We start from the raw sequence: 14,816 nt of genomic DNA, 5'->3' as shown, positions 1-14,816 counted from the left end.
ACCCGGTCAACCCCTCATACGGATTCCGATTAGTTCCTGTAGAATGGTGGTATCCAAAAGTTCCACTTGCCGATCCAGTTTCAGCACTCCGCTGCCGAGTTCTGGGCGATCTACCGAGCCAGCACCTGTGCGGTTGAACGCCGTCGTGCTCAGTTTTTTGCCCTCCGCTATGAGGGCAAGTCTGAGGCAGACACCCTGGAGCTGACCAAGTACTCGGCCAGCGCGGCGCGGCTGATCATCCAGCGTTACCACAAGCTGGGCCTGGCGGGGTTGCGTGACGGACGCCCCCTGAATCAAGGTGCCCCGACGTTGCTGACTGCGGCTGAGCAACAGGAGTTGGCAGCCCAGTTGCGCGAGGCGTTGGACCAGGGTCGTCCCTGGGACGGCCCGAAGGTACAGGCGTGGCTGAAGGAGCGCTTAGGGAAAACGGTGCACATCGCCCGGACCTACGAGCTCATGCGAGCCGCAGGCTTCTCGCTACAACAACCGCGTCCCCGACACGTCAAGAGCGACAAGGCGGCCAAGGAGGCGTTCAGAGCCGTCAGGGAGTCCTGGCCGTCAAAGCTTTCCGTCCATTGTCCGCTCGCGCCGGTCAATGTCACCTGCTGTCCGTCACAGTGCAGGGTGAATGGGCCCTGAATCTTGTTGGGGCAGGCAGGCGGGAAGCTTTCGGTGGTCTGGCTCTCGTCATGAATGACGGGCAGACTGGAGGTGTCGAGTTGGGCAGGGCCGCGGCAGGCGGTGAACGCCCCACCCAATAGAAGCGCGAAGATTGCCACCAACCTGGTGCCTGTTCTCCTGCGCATAGTGCCTCCTTATGCCCAGTATGCCCTGCCATTCAAAAGCCAGGGCTGGCCCCGTGATGCTTTAAAAAACAAAGTGTGCCTGCCTGACCATCCCCGAATGTGCCCGGTGGTACGCTTCGTGCATGACCAGCGCCTCTCAGCATCCCCAGGATTACGATGTGGTGATCGTCGGTGGCGGCCCAGCCGGGCTGACCGCGGCCATCTACACGGGCCGCGCCAGCCTCAGCACCCTGGTGCTGGAAAAGGGCCTGCCGGGCGGCCAGATCGCGCAGACGGAGGAGGTCGAGAACTACCCCGGCTTCCCCGAGCCGATTCACGGGATGGAACTCGCGCAGCGCATGGTGCAGCAGGCCGAGAAGTTCGGCGCCCGGATCGAGATGGAGGAGGTGGAGGCCATCTTGCACGCGGAGGACGACCGCGAGCATGCCTACCCCTTCACGGTCACCGGCTACGGCGGCACCTACCGCGCCAAGAGCGTGATTCTGGCGACGGGTGCCAACCCCAAGCGCCTCGACATCCCCGGCGAGGAACACTTCTGGGGCAAGGGCGTCTCGACCTGCGCCACCTGCGACGGCTTCTTCTACCGTGGCAAGAAGGTAGTCGTGATCGGCGGGGGCGACGCGGCCGTCGAGGAAGGGATGTTCCTGACCAAGTTCGCGGAGGAGGTCACGCTGATCCACCGCCGCGACACCCTGCGCGCCAACAAAGTTGCCCAGGCCCGCGCCTTTGCCAACCCCAAGATGAAGTTCATCTGGGACACGGCAGTCGAGGAGATTCAGGGCGAGGAGCACGTCACGGGTGTGCGTCTGAAGAACCTCAAGACCGGCGAGACGACGGAGATGCCCACCGACGGCGTCTTTATCTTCATCGGACACGTGCCGAACACCGATTTCGTGCGGGACACGGTGAAGCTGCGCCCGGACGGCTATGTGGAGGTGACGGACGAGATCTACACCAGCGTGCCGTTGCTGTTCGCGGCGGGTGACGTCAGCGACTACGTGTACCGCCAGCTGGCCACCAGCGTGGGCGCGGGGACCCGGGCCGCCATGAGCGCCGAGCGTGCGCTGGCGGCGCTGGAACTCGAAAGCGACAGCGACGCCGCTGCCGACTGAACCGGCCAGGCGGGCGGGAAGGGGAGCAGGTCGGCCCTTCCCGTATTCTTTCCCTATGCGTCCCCTGACCCCCTCCGCCCGGCTGGCCCGCAAAGGGCGCGGCTACCTGGGCAAGGTGCGGCGGCTCACCCGCAGCCTGAGCGCCCGCCTGGCCCGTCCGGACGATGCCTGGGCGACCGCGCGGCTCACCCCGGCGGAGGCCCGCGTGTACCTGGGAATGGACGCCCGTGACCGCGAGCACGCCTGCCGCGTGACCCGGCACCTGCTGCGCGAGCATCCCCACGCCGCGCCGGAGGTGGTGGCCGCCGCCCTGCTGCATGACTGCGGCAAGAGCATCCGCCCCTACCGGGTCGCGGAGCGCGTGCTGGTCGGCCTGGTGCCCAACCGGCTCTCGCGGCTGCTGCCGTTCGGGCCGCTCTCGGTGCGGGCGTATCACCCGGAACTGGGCGCGGAACTGCTGGCCCGTGCCGGTGCCCGGCCCCGGGTGGCCCGCCTGGTCGCGCGGCACCACCACCCGGGCGGCGACCCCGACGCGGCCCTGCTGCACCACTACGACGATCTGGAATGAGGGCGCTTGACTTCCCCGGTCCGGCCCACCTACAATCCTCCCTTGCCTGACGCCGCCCCTGCCAGCGGAACGATTTCCGGACGGCCCCATCGTCTAGCGGTCAGGACAGCGCCCTCTCAAGGCGCAGACACGGGTTCAAGTCCCGTTGGGGTCACCACTGCGCGCCGCCTTCCCGCACCGGGGGCGGCGTTTTGCTGGCTCCGCTAGGCTGCCTGCATGTCCCTTCCCCCGGCCCTGACGGAACTGATCGCCTACTTCGAGCCGCTCTCAACCGTGCGGCGTGACTTCCGGGGAGCGGTCACGTTGCACACCCCCGGCGTCAACGTGCTGGCCCTGAACGCAACCTATCTGCCGGACGCCGATCCCGACCGCCTGCCGCTGGTGGCCGCCTGGCACCATGCGCAGGAGATGCCCGCCCTGGTGGCCGCCACTGTGCCGCTGCCCGGTGAGGAGGTGAGCGCGGTGCGGGTCGGCACCTATCACCCCTTGCCGGACGCGGGGCGGATCGACGTGGAGCAGGTGTCGCGCCTGTCTCTCCCCGCCTGGGCCGCCGTCCTTGCGGAAGCGCACGGGACGCCGGAATGGGCCGGACCCCTCGCCCGTCACCTCGCCGCCCGGCTGGAGGGGGACCCCGCCTGGACCCTGCTGACGGCCTACGCGGGGGGAGAGGCGGTCGGGGCGCTGCTGTGGCGGGCCGGGGCCGAGGGTAAAGGGGCCGCCCACCTGTGGGGCACCCTCGACCCCGCCGCCGACGCGCCGCTGCTCAATGGGGCGTTTGAGCTGGGGGTCGGCCTGCGCGCCAGCTTGCCGGACAGCAGCCCGCTGAGCGTGGCAGATGAAACTGGGGTGACTTTCAGCCTGCTGGGCCCGCCCTCCGAAGGGGAGCAGGAAGGCTGAAGCGGAAGGCGGGGTCTGCGGTTCAGGCAGGAAGCACGACCTGCAACTCTGGAAAACACGCCGCGTAATGTTGCGCGTCCAGCGTGACCAGTTGTGCCCCACGAGAGCGCGCGTGTGCACCGATCACGAAATCGGCCAGTACCCGCCGGGGAGAGCCTCCACCGGACGCCCGCCATCTGGCCGCGCAGGTGGCGAAGGCGGTCCCAGTGGAACGCCAGACAGCCTCGTCCAGCCGCCAGTCCACCTCAATTCCCGTTGCCGTCAGAAAGTGATCCAGCAATTCTGATGTCATGCCCGGCCCCGCCTGAAGTTCGGCGTACACCGGGCCGCAGATCAGGAGCGGCCCCTCCCGGCGGGCGCGGTTGAGAATGCGGCGGATGGCTGTCTGGGTGGCCTCACCGCGCAGCAGGGCGCTGAGGACATTGGAATCCACCGCCGTGATCATTCATCCTCGGTTCGCAGGTCGCGGACGAACTGGGCCGAAGTCATCCCGTCCGGCAGAGGTGCCAGCACGCCCACCCAGGCAGCGAAGGGGTCATTCACCTCGGTGATCGGCGTCATCACCACCTGCCCCGCGTCGTTGACCGAGACCTCGAACTGGGTCCCCTGCTCCAGGCCGAGTCTTTTCCGAACCTCAACCGGCAGCGTCAGTTGGCCTTTACTGGTGAGCGTTGTCCGCATGGGCTGTTCTCCTTACCCGAAAGGTTAAGTGGTAAGGAGAACTGGGAGTGTGCGTGCCCTTACAGCGGCATATTCCCGTGCTTCTTGAAGGGCCGCTGCTCCTCCTTGTCCCGCAGCATCCCGAAGGTCTGGATCAGGATGCGGCGGGTATCTTCCATGGGAATCACGTCGTCGATGTAGCCCTTGCTGGCGGCCACGTAGGGATTGTCGAAGGTGTCCTTGTACTGCTTGATCTTCTCGGCGCGGGTGGCTTCGGGGTTCTCTGAGTTCTGGATGTCGCGGCGGTAGACGATGTTGGCGGCGCCCTCCGCGCCCATCACGGCGACGGCGGCGGTCGGCCAGGCGTACACCACGTCCGCGCCCATGTCGCGGCTGTTCATGGCGAGGTACGCGCCGCCGTAGCTCTTGCGCGTGATCAGCGTGATCTTGGGGACGGTCGCCTCGGCGTAGGCGTAGAGCATCTTCGCGCCGTGGCGGATGATCCCGGCGTGTTCCTGCGCCACCCCCGGCAGGAAGCCCGTCACGTCCACCAGCGTCAGAATCGGGATGTTGTAGCAGTCGCAGGTGCGGATAAAGCGGGCCGCCTTGTCCGAAGCGTCGATGTTGAGCGTGCCCGCCATCACCTTCGGGTTGTTCGCCACGATGCCCACCGGGGCGCCGTTCAGCCGCGCGAAGCCGACAAGGATGTTCTTGGCCCAGCCGGGCTGGATTTCCAGAAAGGTGCCGTCATCCACCAGTTCATGGATCACGTCATGCATCGCGTAGGGCTTGCGCTGGTCGGGCGTGACGATGTCGAGGAGCCGAGTGTTCGGGCGGTCCACCGGGTCGGTGCATTCGCGCACCGGCGGCTGCTCGCGGGCGTTCTGCGGCAGGTAGGCGAGCAAGTCGCGAATGCCGTCCAGCACGGCCTCGTCGCCGTCGTATTCCAGATGGGCCACGCCGCTTTTGCGCGTATGCACGTCGGCGCCGCCGAGCTGGTCGAAAGTCACGTCCTCGCGCGTGACGGACTTGATCACCTCCGGCCCGGTGATGAACATGTAGCTGCTGCCCCGGCTCATCAGGATGAAGTCGGTGAGGGCGGGGGAATACACCGCGCCGCCCGCGCACGGTCCCAGGATGGCGCTGATCTGCGGCACGCTGCCCGAGTAGATCGCGTTGCGGTAGAAAATCTCGCCGTAGCCGCTGAGGCTGTCCACGCCCTCCTGAATCCGCGCCCCCGCCGAATCGTTCAGGCCGATCACCGGGCAGCCGGTCTTGGCGGCCAGGTCCATCACCTTCGTCACCTTGGAGGCGTTCATCTTGCCCAGAGAGCCGCCCAACACCGTGAAATCCTGGCTGAAGACGAAGACCTGCCGCCCGCCTATCGTCCCGCGCCCGGTCACCACGCCCTCGCCGGGGGCCTCGACGCCCTGCATCAGCCGGTTGTGGCCGTGTTCGACGAAGGTGGAGAGTTCCAGAAAGGAGCCGGGGTCGAGCAACCTCTCGATGCGTTCGCGGGCGGTGAGCTTGCCGCCCTCGCGCTGCTTCTGCTGGCGCTCCTGGCCGCCGCCCGCCTCGACCTTCGCGCGGCGCTGCTCCATCGCGGCGATCAGTTCCTGAAGTTCTACCCCCGGTTGCGTCATGGCGCCATGCTACCTGGGCGGGCGTTTGGGCGGCCCGCGTTCCTGAAAGGGGAACACCCCCGGGCGGGGACACGCGCCTGCTCGCTGCCCCACTTCATCTCCGCGTTAACTGGGGCGCGCACCCTTGGCTATGGACTGCCGAATCACGGTTCTCCTGCTCGCCGTGGGGCTGGTGTCGCCGGGGCTGGCCGCTCCCTACAACCTGCAAGCGCCTCTGCGGCCCGACCCGGTCAAGACGCCGGGGGACGTGCTGACCAGCGATCCCGCCGTCATCTGCCAGCCGGGCTATGCCCGCACCGTCCGTGACGTGCCGCAGGCCGTCAAGGAGCAGGTCTACCGCTCGTACGGCATCACCAGTCGGGGCAAAGGCGAGTACGAGATCGACCACCTGATCAGCCTGGAACTGGGCGGCAGCAACAGCGTCAGGAACCTCTGGCCGGAGTCGTACAGGACCGAGCCGCTCAACGCCCATGTCAAGGACCAGGTCGAGAACCGCCTGCATGACCTGGCGTGCTCCGGGAAGATCACCTTCCAGCAGGCCCAGCAGGCCATCGCCCACGACTGGGAGACGGCCTATGTGCAGTACCTTGGCCCCCTGCCGGGTGGAGTCGCCCCCGCCGAGGAGGGAACGCCCACGCCTCCTCCCGTGTCCACGTTGCCGAACCCCACCACCCTCCCGGTGCCCGGCAGCGCGCGGGGAGCAGGCGGCGCGGCTTCGCCCAACGCGGATGGAAGCTGTCCGGCGAGCGCACCGGTCAAGGTCAGCAAATCGCACATCTACCATCTGCCCAGCGGGGACAGCAGTTACGCCCGCACCCATGCCGTGGGCTGCTTTGTGAGTGCCACCGCAGCGCAGGCCGCCGGGGACCGGGCGCCCGGGAGGTAAGGTCAGCCATGCCGGAGACGAACCTCACCATGATCGGTCCCGACGGACGGGCGGGAACCCTCACGCCGCAGCAACAGGCCCTCCTGCAAGCGGCCCAGGCCCAACTCCAGGCCGACCCGCAGTTTCAGCAGCTTCAGCGGCCCACCCTCAGCCGGGTAGAGGTGAATGGCGGCTTGGTGCCGACCGACCCCGGTTACCTGTATCTGCGCTACGACGTGCCTGGCGCGGTTCCCCAGGAGTTCTGGGCGCACTACGGGAGCCAGAACCACGTGGCCTGGAAGAGCGGCCAGGTGACGGTTAAACAGGCTTGAGTGTGCGGGCTGGAGAGACTGGTGGCCCGGCCCATTCGTCGTCAGACCACGCCTTGACGTAGAGGGAGTGTGCAAGGCGGGTTACGCGCTGACAGTCGGAGTGCGGCTGCCGGGCTATCCCTCTAGCGTTGCCGCAGTTACCTCATCGCTGCACAAGTTGCGCACGCTCTCGGCACTCCTGCTCATCCATTCGGGACAAAAACGGGACATAATTGGGCTGCAAGGAGGGACCTTCTCGTGACCAGATTGCTTAGCCATGCTCTCACTCCGGCTCGCAACCCCCAGAGTGGTCGGCTCGACGCCAAGCGTCTCGGTGATTTCCTGGGCCTCAACGTCGCCGAACTCGCCCGCATCCTCCACCGCGACCCCAGTGGGCTCCGCAAGCGCCCCGACAGTGACACTCTCCAGGCTCCTATGACCGAGATTGAACAGCTCGCAGTACGTGTTCGCCAACTGACGGGTGATGAGGGCTATACCCGGATGTGGTTCCACACGCCCAATCCAGGACTGAACGGCAAGACGCCCCTCAAGGCGCTCGAAGACGGCGGGGCGGATGACCTCAAGGTTCTGCTTGACCATGTCGAAGAGGACCTGGAGAAAGGGCAATACGCTTGATCGCCGATGATGCCGAGTTGCGGCACGCCCTCGGGGGCGTGCCGCTTACTTCGTGGAGTGGTCCCCTCCACCGCGTCGTGGCAGGTCGGTACATCAAGAGCCTGGCCTCTGTGCGGGGGAGCCTGCTGGCGAATAACCGCTATACCCAAGCAGGCGTCTGCGCCGCCCTCTACACCTCTCACTACCCGGAGTTGGCGCTGCTCGAAGTCATGCAGGGCAGCGCCTTCAGCGAGGCCTTTCCCGGAGCGACCCCTGCCCTGCATATCACCTTCAGCGTGCGGGTCCATCTCACGGCCTTGCTGGACCTGATGGACGCCCAGGTTCAGGAACGGCTCGGCACGAACTTGCAAGAGTTGACGGGCGAGTGGAAAGCCATGAACGCGGCGGGCCGGGAGGCACCGACCCAGCGCCTGGGACGCCTCGCGTTTGAGTCGGGCCGCATTGAGGCCATCCGCTACCCCAGTAAGATTCAACCGCAGCGGGGCAATGTGCTGCTGTTCAAGGACCGTCTCCCGTTCGCACTCTTCCCGGCCGGTTTACCTGCCAGTTTCCCAGACCAAGACCCGCTGTGAGGTTGAACATCTCCCGCGTCTGCCCGAGGGTGACCACGTTGGCGACGACGCCGGTGGTGCCGTCCGCCTGCTTGATCTTATCCCCAATCTTGAGGTGCCCGACGCCGACCCAGTTCTTGCCCAGGTCCTCGTGGCCGACGGGTTTGGGGCGTTTTCCATCGTCAGGCCCCGCCTTGCTGGAGAAGGGGTGCTCAGCGCGCTGGCAGATTCGCCAGCAGCGCCCGCGCCTGCTCGGCCACCTCGGCGTCGGCCACGATCACGTAGCGGTCGGCGCGCATTCCGCCGATGGAGGTAAAGTCGCGCCGCCCGCCCGTCATCGCGTAGCTGACCAGGCCCCAGACCAGGCCGGTGATCGCGCCCATCACCATGCCGTAGGCGACGGCAAACAGGATGTTCCCCCCCGCCAGCCCCAGCAGCCCGAACAGCAGGCCGATAAAGAGGCCGATGAAGAGGCCCTGGCCGAAGCCCAGGCCCGCCGCGCGGCCCCAGTCCAGGCGGCCCGTCACCTGCTCGACGGTCTTGAGGCCCTCCCCGACAATCGCGGTGCGTTCCACCGGAAAACGCTGGTCACTCAGGTAATCCACCGCGCGCTGCGCTTCGGGATAGGTGGCATAGGTCGCGACGTTCACGCGGGCGCTCTGGTCCGGGATCAGGGCGGAGCGGGGATCAGGCTGGGTCACGTCAGGTCACATCCTTCCTGTCCCCAGCCTAGACAGCCTCCCTGCCTCTCCTCTGAGCGTCAGGTTCAGAAATGCTCACGCTGGAGCTTGGCCTTTCCTGAAGGAGGAGGGTCTAGCGGTCAAAAGGTCGAACCGCCGAACGGCCCAGGAACTCGCCTGACGCCAGGCGCTGCGCGGTCAGACCGTTAGACCGTCAGACGGTTTGACGCTTCTTCAGCGGCCCGCCTCCACCACGACCCCCTCGGCCTCGTTCATGCGGACGATGTTCGCCAGCGTCAGGATCGGGACGTTCAGGTCCGCGAGCCTGGCGCGCCCCTCCTCGAAGCCTTTCTCGATCACGCAGCCCAGGCCCAGGAGTTCGGCCCCGCTCAGCGCGATGATGCCCGCCAGTGCCCGCAGCGTGCCGCCCGAGGCCAGAAAATCGTCGATCACGACCACCCGGTCCCCTGGCCCCAGGTACTCGCTGCTCACGAACAGGTCCACGGCGCCGCCCTTGGTGCGGCTGAGGGACTGCGCCGTGAAGGTCGGTTCCTGCATGGTGATGGGCTTTTTCTTGCGGGCGTACACCAGCGGCACGTTCAGCACCAGCGCGGTGGCGAGGGCGGGCGCGATGCCGCTCACCTCGATGGTCACCACCTTGTTGGGCTTCAGGGGCGCGAACCCCGCCGCGAACCGCTCCCCCATCTCGCGCGTCAGGTGGGGGAGAAGCTGGTGGTTGACCAGCCCGTCCACCTTGAGAATGCCGCCGGGCAGAATCACGCCCTGTTCCCGAATTGCCTCGACCAATGCCTGCATGGGAGGGAGTGTAGCGGGCGCTGGGTGCGGTAAGTGATCAGTAGGAAGTGGGGGTGGAAACTTGAGCCTGGGCGTTCGCCCTTGCCCCACTTCCCACTCCCGGCGCGCAGCGCCTACAGCTCATTCACCTCCGGCCGGAACCCCACCTCGCGGATATAGCGCAGGTATTCCTCCTCGCTCAGCGCCTCGCGTTTGCCGCTCAGGGCCACGAACAGGGCCTCCAGCACGTTGGTCGCGAAGTTGCGGCTGCCGATGCGGGGCGTGGTGGTGATCAGACGGGCAACCCCGTGTTCCTTCATCCAGACTCGGTCGGCCTCCGTGATCGTCTGGGTGAGGATGGTCTTGCCGCTCAGGTCGCGCGGGGCGTAGCGTTTGGCGTAGTGGGTGTCTCCGGCGATCACGTCCGCCCAGGCGTAGTAGCGGGTTCCCTTGCCCTGGACGCTGGACTCCTGCTTGGCACCGGTCGGGTAGAACCAGTCCTGCGGCAGCTTGGTGATCACCGGCAGCGCGAGGTGCGCGACCCGGCGCAGCGCCGCGAGGCTCCGCAACGGAATGTCCAGGTTCAGGCCGAACACGATGTCGCCGTACACCACGTCGGCCCCCGCCTTCGCCAGCGCCTCCGCCATGCCGAAGCGGTCCACCGCGCTCACCATCAGCACCTTCTGCGTCCGCCAGTTCAGCAGCGGACCAAGCTGGGCGATGGCCTCGCGCTCCAGCGTGTTCTTCAGGCCGCTGCCGTCCAGTACGGGGGTGAGCTTGGCGTTGGCGACCAGCTTGCGGACATTGCTGAAGGTGTAGCGCCGCCCCGCCGCGATCACGTACAGGTCCGCGCCCCCCAGCCCGAAAGCGTCCACCCGCCCGTCGAGCGCCTGAAAGAGCTGCGCGGCCTTTTTCGCGTCCCCGTCGGTGCCGAGGCGCTCCAGCACGAAGGGCTGGCCCAGCACGTTGATTTCTTCGCGGGCATTGCGCTTGCTCGCTCCCAGCGACACGCTCACGACGTGCTTGAAGCCTGCGGGGGCGGGCTGCCAGCCGCTCAGAAGATCGGTCATGGAGGGCATTGTATAGGGAGCGGTCAGCCGTCAGCTTTCAGCGGTCAGCAAAAAGCGAAAAGCCCCAGCATGGGCTGAGGCTTCCTTCTTGCTGACGGCTAACGGCTGACCGCTGAAAGCTTCACGGATAGAGGCCACGCAGGGCGCGGGCTTCGAGGACGCGGGTGCAGGCGACGATATAGGCGGCCGTCCGGAGGGTCACGTCATGCCGTTCCTTGACCTCCCACAGGCTCAGGAACGCCTCGGTCATGATCCGGTCCAGTCGGCTGTTGATCTCCTCCTCCGTCCAGAAGAACGAGGAGAAGTCCTGCACCCACTCGAAATAACTCACCGTCACGCCGCCCGCATTCGCCAGCACATCCGGCACCAGCGTGATCCCCCGTTCCCGCAGGATGTCGTCGGCTTGCGGCGTGGTGGGGCCGTTGGCGCCTTCGACGATCAGCTTCGCCTTGATCTGCCCGGCATTGGCTTCGGTGATCTGCTTTTCCAGCGCGGCGGGAATCAGCACGTCGCAGTCCACCGTCCAGAATTCCTCGCGCTGGAGTTCCTCAGTGCCGGGGAGGCCAGTGATCTTGCCAGTCTGGGCGAGGTGTTCGGCGGCCTGGTAGGGATTGATCCCCGCGTCGCTGTGGATGGTGCCGGTCACGTCCTGAATGGCGACGATCTTGGCGCCGTGGTCGAAGAAGATGCGGGCAGCGGCGTTGCCGACGTTGCCGAAGCCCTGGACGGCGATGCGGGCCCCTTCGAGGGGGAGGCCGAGTTTCTTCATGGCCTCCGCGCCGGTCACGAACACACCGCGCCCCGTCGCGTCGCTGCGCCCCAGGCTGCCCCCCAGCGAGACGGGCTTGCCGGTCACCACGCCAGTCGCGGTGCGGCCGACGTTCATGCTGTAGGTGTCCATCATCCAGGCCATCGTCTGCGGGTTGGTGTTCACGTCGGGCGCCGGAATATCCTTTTCCGGCCCGATGATCAACCCGATCTCCGAGGTATAGCGCCGGGTCAGCCGTTCGAGTTCCCCGGTGCTGTACTTGCGCGGATCAATCCGGATGCCGCCCTTGCCGCCCCCATACGGGAGGTTGACGGCGGCGTTCTTGATGGTCATCCAGGCCGACAGCGCCATCACTTCCGAGAGGGTCACGTCCTGGTGGTAGCGCACGCCGCCTTTGGCCGGACCACGGCTGGTGTTGTGCTGGACGCGGTAGCCCTCGAAATGGGCGACGGAGCCGTCGTCGAGGTGAATCGGGACGTCGACGATCAGGATACGCTTGGGGCGCTTGAGAGTTTCGACCCAGTACGCCAGCTTGCCCAGGTACGGCGTTACCCGGTCCACCTGCTCCAGAAAGATCTCGTACGGCCCGATGTTGTTCGGGTCGAGGTAACTGGGCAGGTCGTGCGGTCTGAGCTTCTTCTGCTCCGGTGTCTGATTCTTGGGGTCCTGGGTGGTGGTCATGGTGGGGCCTCCGGTGGGGGAAGAAGAGGAGGGGTCAGCGTTCAGCTCTCAGCAAAAGCGTTCGTTGCCTGCCTGCTGAAAGCTGACGGCTGACAGCTTCACGGATACACGCCGCGCATCACCGCGGCCTCGTGCAGTCGCGTCAGGGCGATGGCGTAGGCGGCGGTCCGTATATCGACGTCGCGGGTCCGCATAAAGGCCATCACGGTATTCACGGCGGCGTCCACGCGCAGGTCGATGGCCCGCTCGATCTCGGTTTCGGTCCAGAAGAAGTTGCTGGCGTCCTGCACCCACTCCAGATAATTCACGACCAGCCCGCCGATGCTGGCGACCAGATCGGGCAGAACCGCGATCCCCTGCCCTTGCAGGAAGCGTTCGGCCTCGGGCAGCACGGCGCGGTTGGCGGCCTCCACCACGTAGCGGGCGCGGACGGCGTGGGCGTTCCCGGCATTCACGCTGCCGTAGTCGTAGGCGAGCATCAGCACGTCCACGTCGAGTTCGATCACCTCTTCGGGGGTGATGTCGGTGGCGAAACCCTGCACGCTGCCGTGCGCCTCGCGGTAGGCGGAGAGGGCGGTCAGGTCCAGGCCGCCGCTGGCGAAGGTCGCGCCGTTCTGGTCCGAAACGGCGACCACCAGCGCACCCTGCGCGGCGAGGGTCTGCGCGGCCTTGCGGCCCACGTCCCCGAAGCCGTACACGGCGACGCGGGCGTTTTGCAGGCTCTCGCCCTGTTCTTCCAGCACCCGCGCCGTCACCAGCGCGGCGCTGCGGCCCCGGGCGTCCTTGCTGCCGTAGCTGCCGCCCAGTTGCAGCGGCTTGCCCACGACCATGCCGCCCGCCGTGGAGCCGGTGTTCTCGCCGTAGGCGTCCAGAATCCAGGCCATGATCTGCTGGTCCGTGCCGACATCCGGCGCGAGGATGTCCTCGGTGGGGCCGACCAGTTCCACCAGTTCGCTGGTGTAGCGCCGGGTGAGGCCCTCCAGCTCGTGCGGGCTGAGCGCCGCCGGGTCCACGTCCACCCCGCCCTTCGCGCCGCCCAGCGGCAGGTCCGCGACGGCGGCCTTGAGGGTCATGATCGCGGCCAGCACCTCGCACTCGTGGGCATTCAGGCCGGGCTTGAAGCGGACGCCGCCCATGCTGGGACCGCGCGCCGTCGAGTGGACGGTGCGGTAGCCCCTGAAGACGCGCACCGTGCCATCGTCCATGCGGACGGGCAGGTTCACGCTCAGGGTGCGTTTGGGATATTTGAAGTAGGCGAGCGACTGGTCGCTGACCTCGCTGTACGGCAGCGCCTGCTGGAGTTGCTCCATGAGGCCCTGCCAGTTGAGTCCTGATGCCCTCATCGCGTTCTCCTTTGGGGCGGTACGGGTGAGACAGTCGGGGTGGGAAAGGGGGTGGCCTTCCGAGCATACACGCCTGGATAGGCCGCTGCCCGGGGCAGGATACGCCCCCCCCGCCCGAGGGCGTCAACCCCTGCCCGGTACGGCAGGCACGCGCAAAACCTGAACCGCTTCCACCCCCGTGCCGGTGGGATGGGGAAGCGGCTCGCCTTTCAAATGGCAGTCGCCCCGGGGTGGGCCGGGAACAGAAACATTCAGTTTGTCCGGTCTTAAAGCATTTATCAAAAAGGTGACTTTGTTTTTGACCCTCTCTCCTGGCGGGACTTGCAAACGGGACTTGCAAAGCTGTAAAGCAAGGGGTGTGGGGGTCTTTTTGCCCCAAGCTCTACAGGCCCTGGCCGCGCGGCGGGTTTCCGTGCCGGGGGTCAGCAGGTGCGGCCGATCTCGCGGCGGGGGAGGGCGGCCAGGGCCTCGCGCGCGGCGGAGGGTGGCAACGCTGCCAGGGCGTCCACCGCCAGGTGGGAACGGCGGCGAATCTCCTGGCGGGTACGTTCGGCGGCCCCCTGGGTCAGCGCCAGTTCGCGCACCCGCCCAACGTCCCTGGGCGCGGCGGCGCGGCGCTCCAGCACCTCGCGGACCTCGGCAGCGTGGGGGCCTTCGAGCAGGTACAGGACGGGCAGGGTCGCCTTGCCTTCGCGCAGGTCGCCGCCCACCGGCTTGCCCAGCGCCGCCTCGTCGCCCGCGAGGTCCAGCAGGTCGTCCTGCATCTGAAAAGCCAGGCCGTACTCCCGTCCGAAGGTGACCAGGGCTTCTCGCTGCGTCTCGGGGGCGTCCAGCAGGAGGGCGGGGGCGCTGGCGGCGAGTTCCAGCAGCGCGGCGGTCTTGCCGTGAATGACGGCCAGATACGGCTGAAGGCTGTATTCCGCGTAGGCCGCCACCTGGAATTGCAGCACCTCGCCCTCACAGATCAGCGAGGCCGTCTCGCCAAAGGCCCGCGTGAGGGCGGCCCCCTGGGGCATACCCGCCAGCAGCGTCAGCAGCCGCGAGAGCATGAAGTCGCCGCTCATCACGCTGACCACGTTGCCGAAGCGCCGGAAGGCGGCCTGCTGGCCCCGGCGGGTGTCGGCGTCGTCGATCAGGTCGTCGTGCAGCAGGGAGGCCGAGTGCAGCAGCTCGACGCAGGCGGCGAGGTCGGTGACGGCTGGCCAGCGCGGGTCCTGGGTGCCCAGGCCGAGGGCCTGCGCCGCCAGAAAGGTCACGGTGGGCCGCGCCCGCTTGCCGCCCGCCGCGACGAGGTCTTCCCCGATCAGCTCGATGAATTCCACCTTGGAGCGCAGCACCTCACGCAGCCGCGCCTCGAAGGCTGCGCCGGGAAGGGTCAGGGCCGCCACACCAGTCATGCCGTCAGTATAGAAAAGACCGGTGGGCGGAA

17 protein-coding genes and 1 tRNA gene are annotated in these 14,816 nt (G+C 67.1%); 9 read left to right on the top strand and 9 right to left on the bottom strand.

Translation table 11 applies throughout. The annotated features are described in order from the left end of the window. Nucleotides 1-66: 66 nt before the first annotated feature. From E5F05_RS16945 to E5F05_RS16925, 5 genes are all read left to right on the top strand, one after another. Nucleotides 67-639: a winged helix-turn-helix domain-containing protein gene (locus E5F05_RS16945; RefSeq protein WP_164973523.1), complete on the top strand. Its 573-nt coding sequence runs from the start codon at nucleotides 67-69 to the stop codon at nucleotides 637-639. Nucleotides 640-928: 289 nt separating this feature from the next. After that, a complete protein-coding gene (gene trxB, locus E5F05_RS16940; RefSeq protein WP_129119804.1) occupies nucleotides 929-1,918 on the top strand; it encodes a thioredoxin-disulfide reductase in 990 nt (329 codons plus the stop codon). A 55-nt stretch (nucleotides 1,919-1,973) separates the two neighbouring features. Next, nucleotides 1,974-2,486: an HD domain-containing protein gene (locus tag E5F05_RS16935; RefSeq protein WP_129119803.1), complete on the top strand. Its 513-nt coding sequence runs from the start codon at nucleotides 1,974-1,976 to the stop codon at nucleotides 2,484-2,486. A gap of 82 nt (nucleotides 2,487-2,568) precedes the next feature. Next, a tRNA-Glu gene (locus E5F05_RS16930) sits at nucleotides 2,569-2,643 on the top strand. A gap of 59 nt (nucleotides 2,644-2,702) precedes the next feature. Then, nucleotides 2,703-3,383, top strand: coding sequence for a hypothetical protein (locus E5F05_RS16925; RefSeq protein WP_129119802.1), 681 nt, complete (start codon nucleotides 2,703-2,705; stop codon nucleotides 3,381-3,383). Between the two features lie 22 nt (nucleotides 3,384-3,405). Here E5F05_RS16925 and E5F05_RS16920 read toward each other — a convergent pair whose 3' ends face one another. Genes E5F05_RS16920 through E5F05_RS16910 form a run of 3 tightly spaced genes read right to left on the bottom strand, consistent with a single transcriptional unit; the run spans nucleotide 3,406 to nucleotide 5,686 of the window. Continuing rightward, nucleotides 3,406-3,828: a type II toxin-antitoxin system VapC family toxin gene (locus E5F05_RS16920; protein WP_129119801.1), complete on the bottom strand. Its 423-nt coding sequence runs from the start codon at nucleotides 3,826-3,828 to the stop codon at nucleotides 3,406-3,408. Continuing rightward, nucleotides 3,825-4,064 (bottom strand): type II toxin-antitoxin system MazE family antitoxin, encoded by a 240-nt coding sequence (mazE, locus tag E5F05_RS16915; protein ID WP_129119800.1) that lies wholly within the window; start codon nucleotides 4,062-4,064, stop codon nucleotides 3,825-3,827. Before mazE ends, E5F05_RS16920 begins: the two co-directional genes overlap by 4 nt. Before the next feature lie 59 nt (nucleotides 4,065-4,123). Then, on the bottom strand, nucleotides 4,124-5,686 hold the full coding sequence (locus E5F05_RS16910) for an acyl-CoA carboxylase subunit beta (protein ID WP_129119799.1): 1,563 nt from the start codon (nucleotides 5,684-5,686) through the stop codon (nucleotides 4,124-4,126). 130 nt (nucleotides 5,687-5,816) lie between these two features. On the opposite strand from E5F05_RS16910, the gene E5F05_RS21395 reads away from it, so the two are divergent. The 4 genes from E5F05_RS21395 to E5F05_RS16890 all read left to right on the top strand — a co-directional run bounded on the left by E5F05_RS21395 (nucleotide 5,817) and on the right by E5F05_RS16890 (nucleotide 8,070). Next, the gene (locus tag E5F05_RS21395) at nucleotides 5,817-6,572 is read left to right on the top strand and encodes a sunset domain-containing protein (RefSeq protein WP_184117634.1); all 756 of its coding nucleotides are present in this window, start codon (nucleotides 5,817-5,819) and stop codon (nucleotides 6,570-6,572) included. 8 nt (nucleotides 6,573-6,580) lie between these two features. Further along, complete coding sequence (locus E5F05_RS16900; RefSeq protein ID WP_129119798.1) at nucleotides 6,581-6,883, top strand: hypothetical protein; 303 nt, start codon at nucleotides 6,581-6,583, stop codon at nucleotides 6,881-6,883. A gap of 237 nt (nucleotides 6,884-7,120) precedes the next feature. Beyond that, nucleotides 7,121-7,498, top strand: coding sequence for an antitoxin Xre/MbcA/ParS toxin-binding domain-containing protein (locus tag E5F05_RS16895; RefSeq protein ID WP_129119797.1), 378 nt, complete (start codon nucleotides 7,121-7,123; stop codon nucleotides 7,496-7,498). Beyond that, nucleotides 7,495-8,070, top strand: coding sequence for an RES family NAD+ phosphorylase (locus tag E5F05_RS16890; protein ID WP_164973522.1), 576 nt, complete (start codon nucleotides 7,495-7,497; stop codon nucleotides 8,068-8,070). Before E5F05_RS16895 ends, E5F05_RS16890 begins: the two co-directional genes overlap by 4 nt. A gap of 191 nt (nucleotides 8,071-8,261) precedes the next feature. On the opposite strand, the gene E5F05_RS16885 is transcribed toward E5F05_RS16890, so the two are convergent. The 6 genes from E5F05_RS16885 to E5F05_RS16860 all read right to left on the bottom strand — a co-directional run bounded on the left by E5F05_RS16885 (nucleotide 8,262) and on the right by E5F05_RS16860 (nucleotide 14,784). Continuing rightward, nucleotides 8,262-8,750, bottom strand: coding sequence for a YflT domain-containing protein (locus tag E5F05_RS16885; protein WP_206733025.1), 489 nt, complete (start codon nucleotides 8,748-8,750; stop codon nucleotides 8,262-8,264). 213 nt (nucleotides 8,751-8,963) lie between these two features. Further along, a complete protein-coding gene (gene xpt, locus E5F05_RS16880; RefSeq protein WP_129119795.1) occupies nucleotides 8,964-9,545 on the bottom strand; it encodes a xanthine phosphoribosyltransferase in 582 nt (193 codons plus the stop codon). Nucleotides 9,546-9,658: 113 nt separating this feature from the next. Further along, on the bottom strand, nucleotides 9,659-10,594 hold the full coding sequence (locus tag E5F05_RS16875; RefSeq protein ID WP_164973521.1) for a quinate 5-dehydrogenase: 936 nt from the start codon (nucleotides 10,592-10,594) through the stop codon (nucleotides 9,659-9,661). 121 nt (nucleotides 10,595-10,715) lie between these two features. Continuing rightward, on the bottom strand, nucleotides 10,716-12,044 hold the full coding sequence (locus E5F05_RS16870; protein WP_129119794.1) for a Glu/Leu/Phe/Val family dehydrogenase: 1,329 nt from the start codon (nucleotides 12,042-12,044) through the stop codon (nucleotides 10,716-10,718). A 98-nt stretch (nucleotides 12,045-12,142) separates the two neighbouring features. Further along, on the bottom strand, nucleotides 12,143-13,387 hold the full coding sequence (locus tag E5F05_RS16865; RefSeq protein ID WP_129119793.1) for a Glu/Leu/Phe/Val family dehydrogenase: 1,245 nt from the start codon (nucleotides 13,385-13,387) through the stop codon (nucleotides 12,143-12,145). A 422-nt stretch (nucleotides 13,388-13,809) separates the two neighbouring features. Next, on the bottom strand, nucleotides 13,810-14,784 hold the full coding sequence (locus E5F05_RS16860) for a polyprenyl synthetase family protein (protein ID WP_129119792.1): 975 nt from the start codon (nucleotides 14,782-14,784) through the stop codon (nucleotides 13,810-13,812). Nucleotides 14,785-14,816: the final 32 nt, after the last annotated feature.

This window comes from Deinococcus metallilatus (genome assembly GCF_004758605.1).
GTDB lineage: Bacteria > Deinococcota > Deinococci > Deinococcales > Deinococcaceae > Deinococcus > Deinococcus metallilatus.
This window is presented reverse-complemented; position numbering and strand designations above follow the sequence as displayed.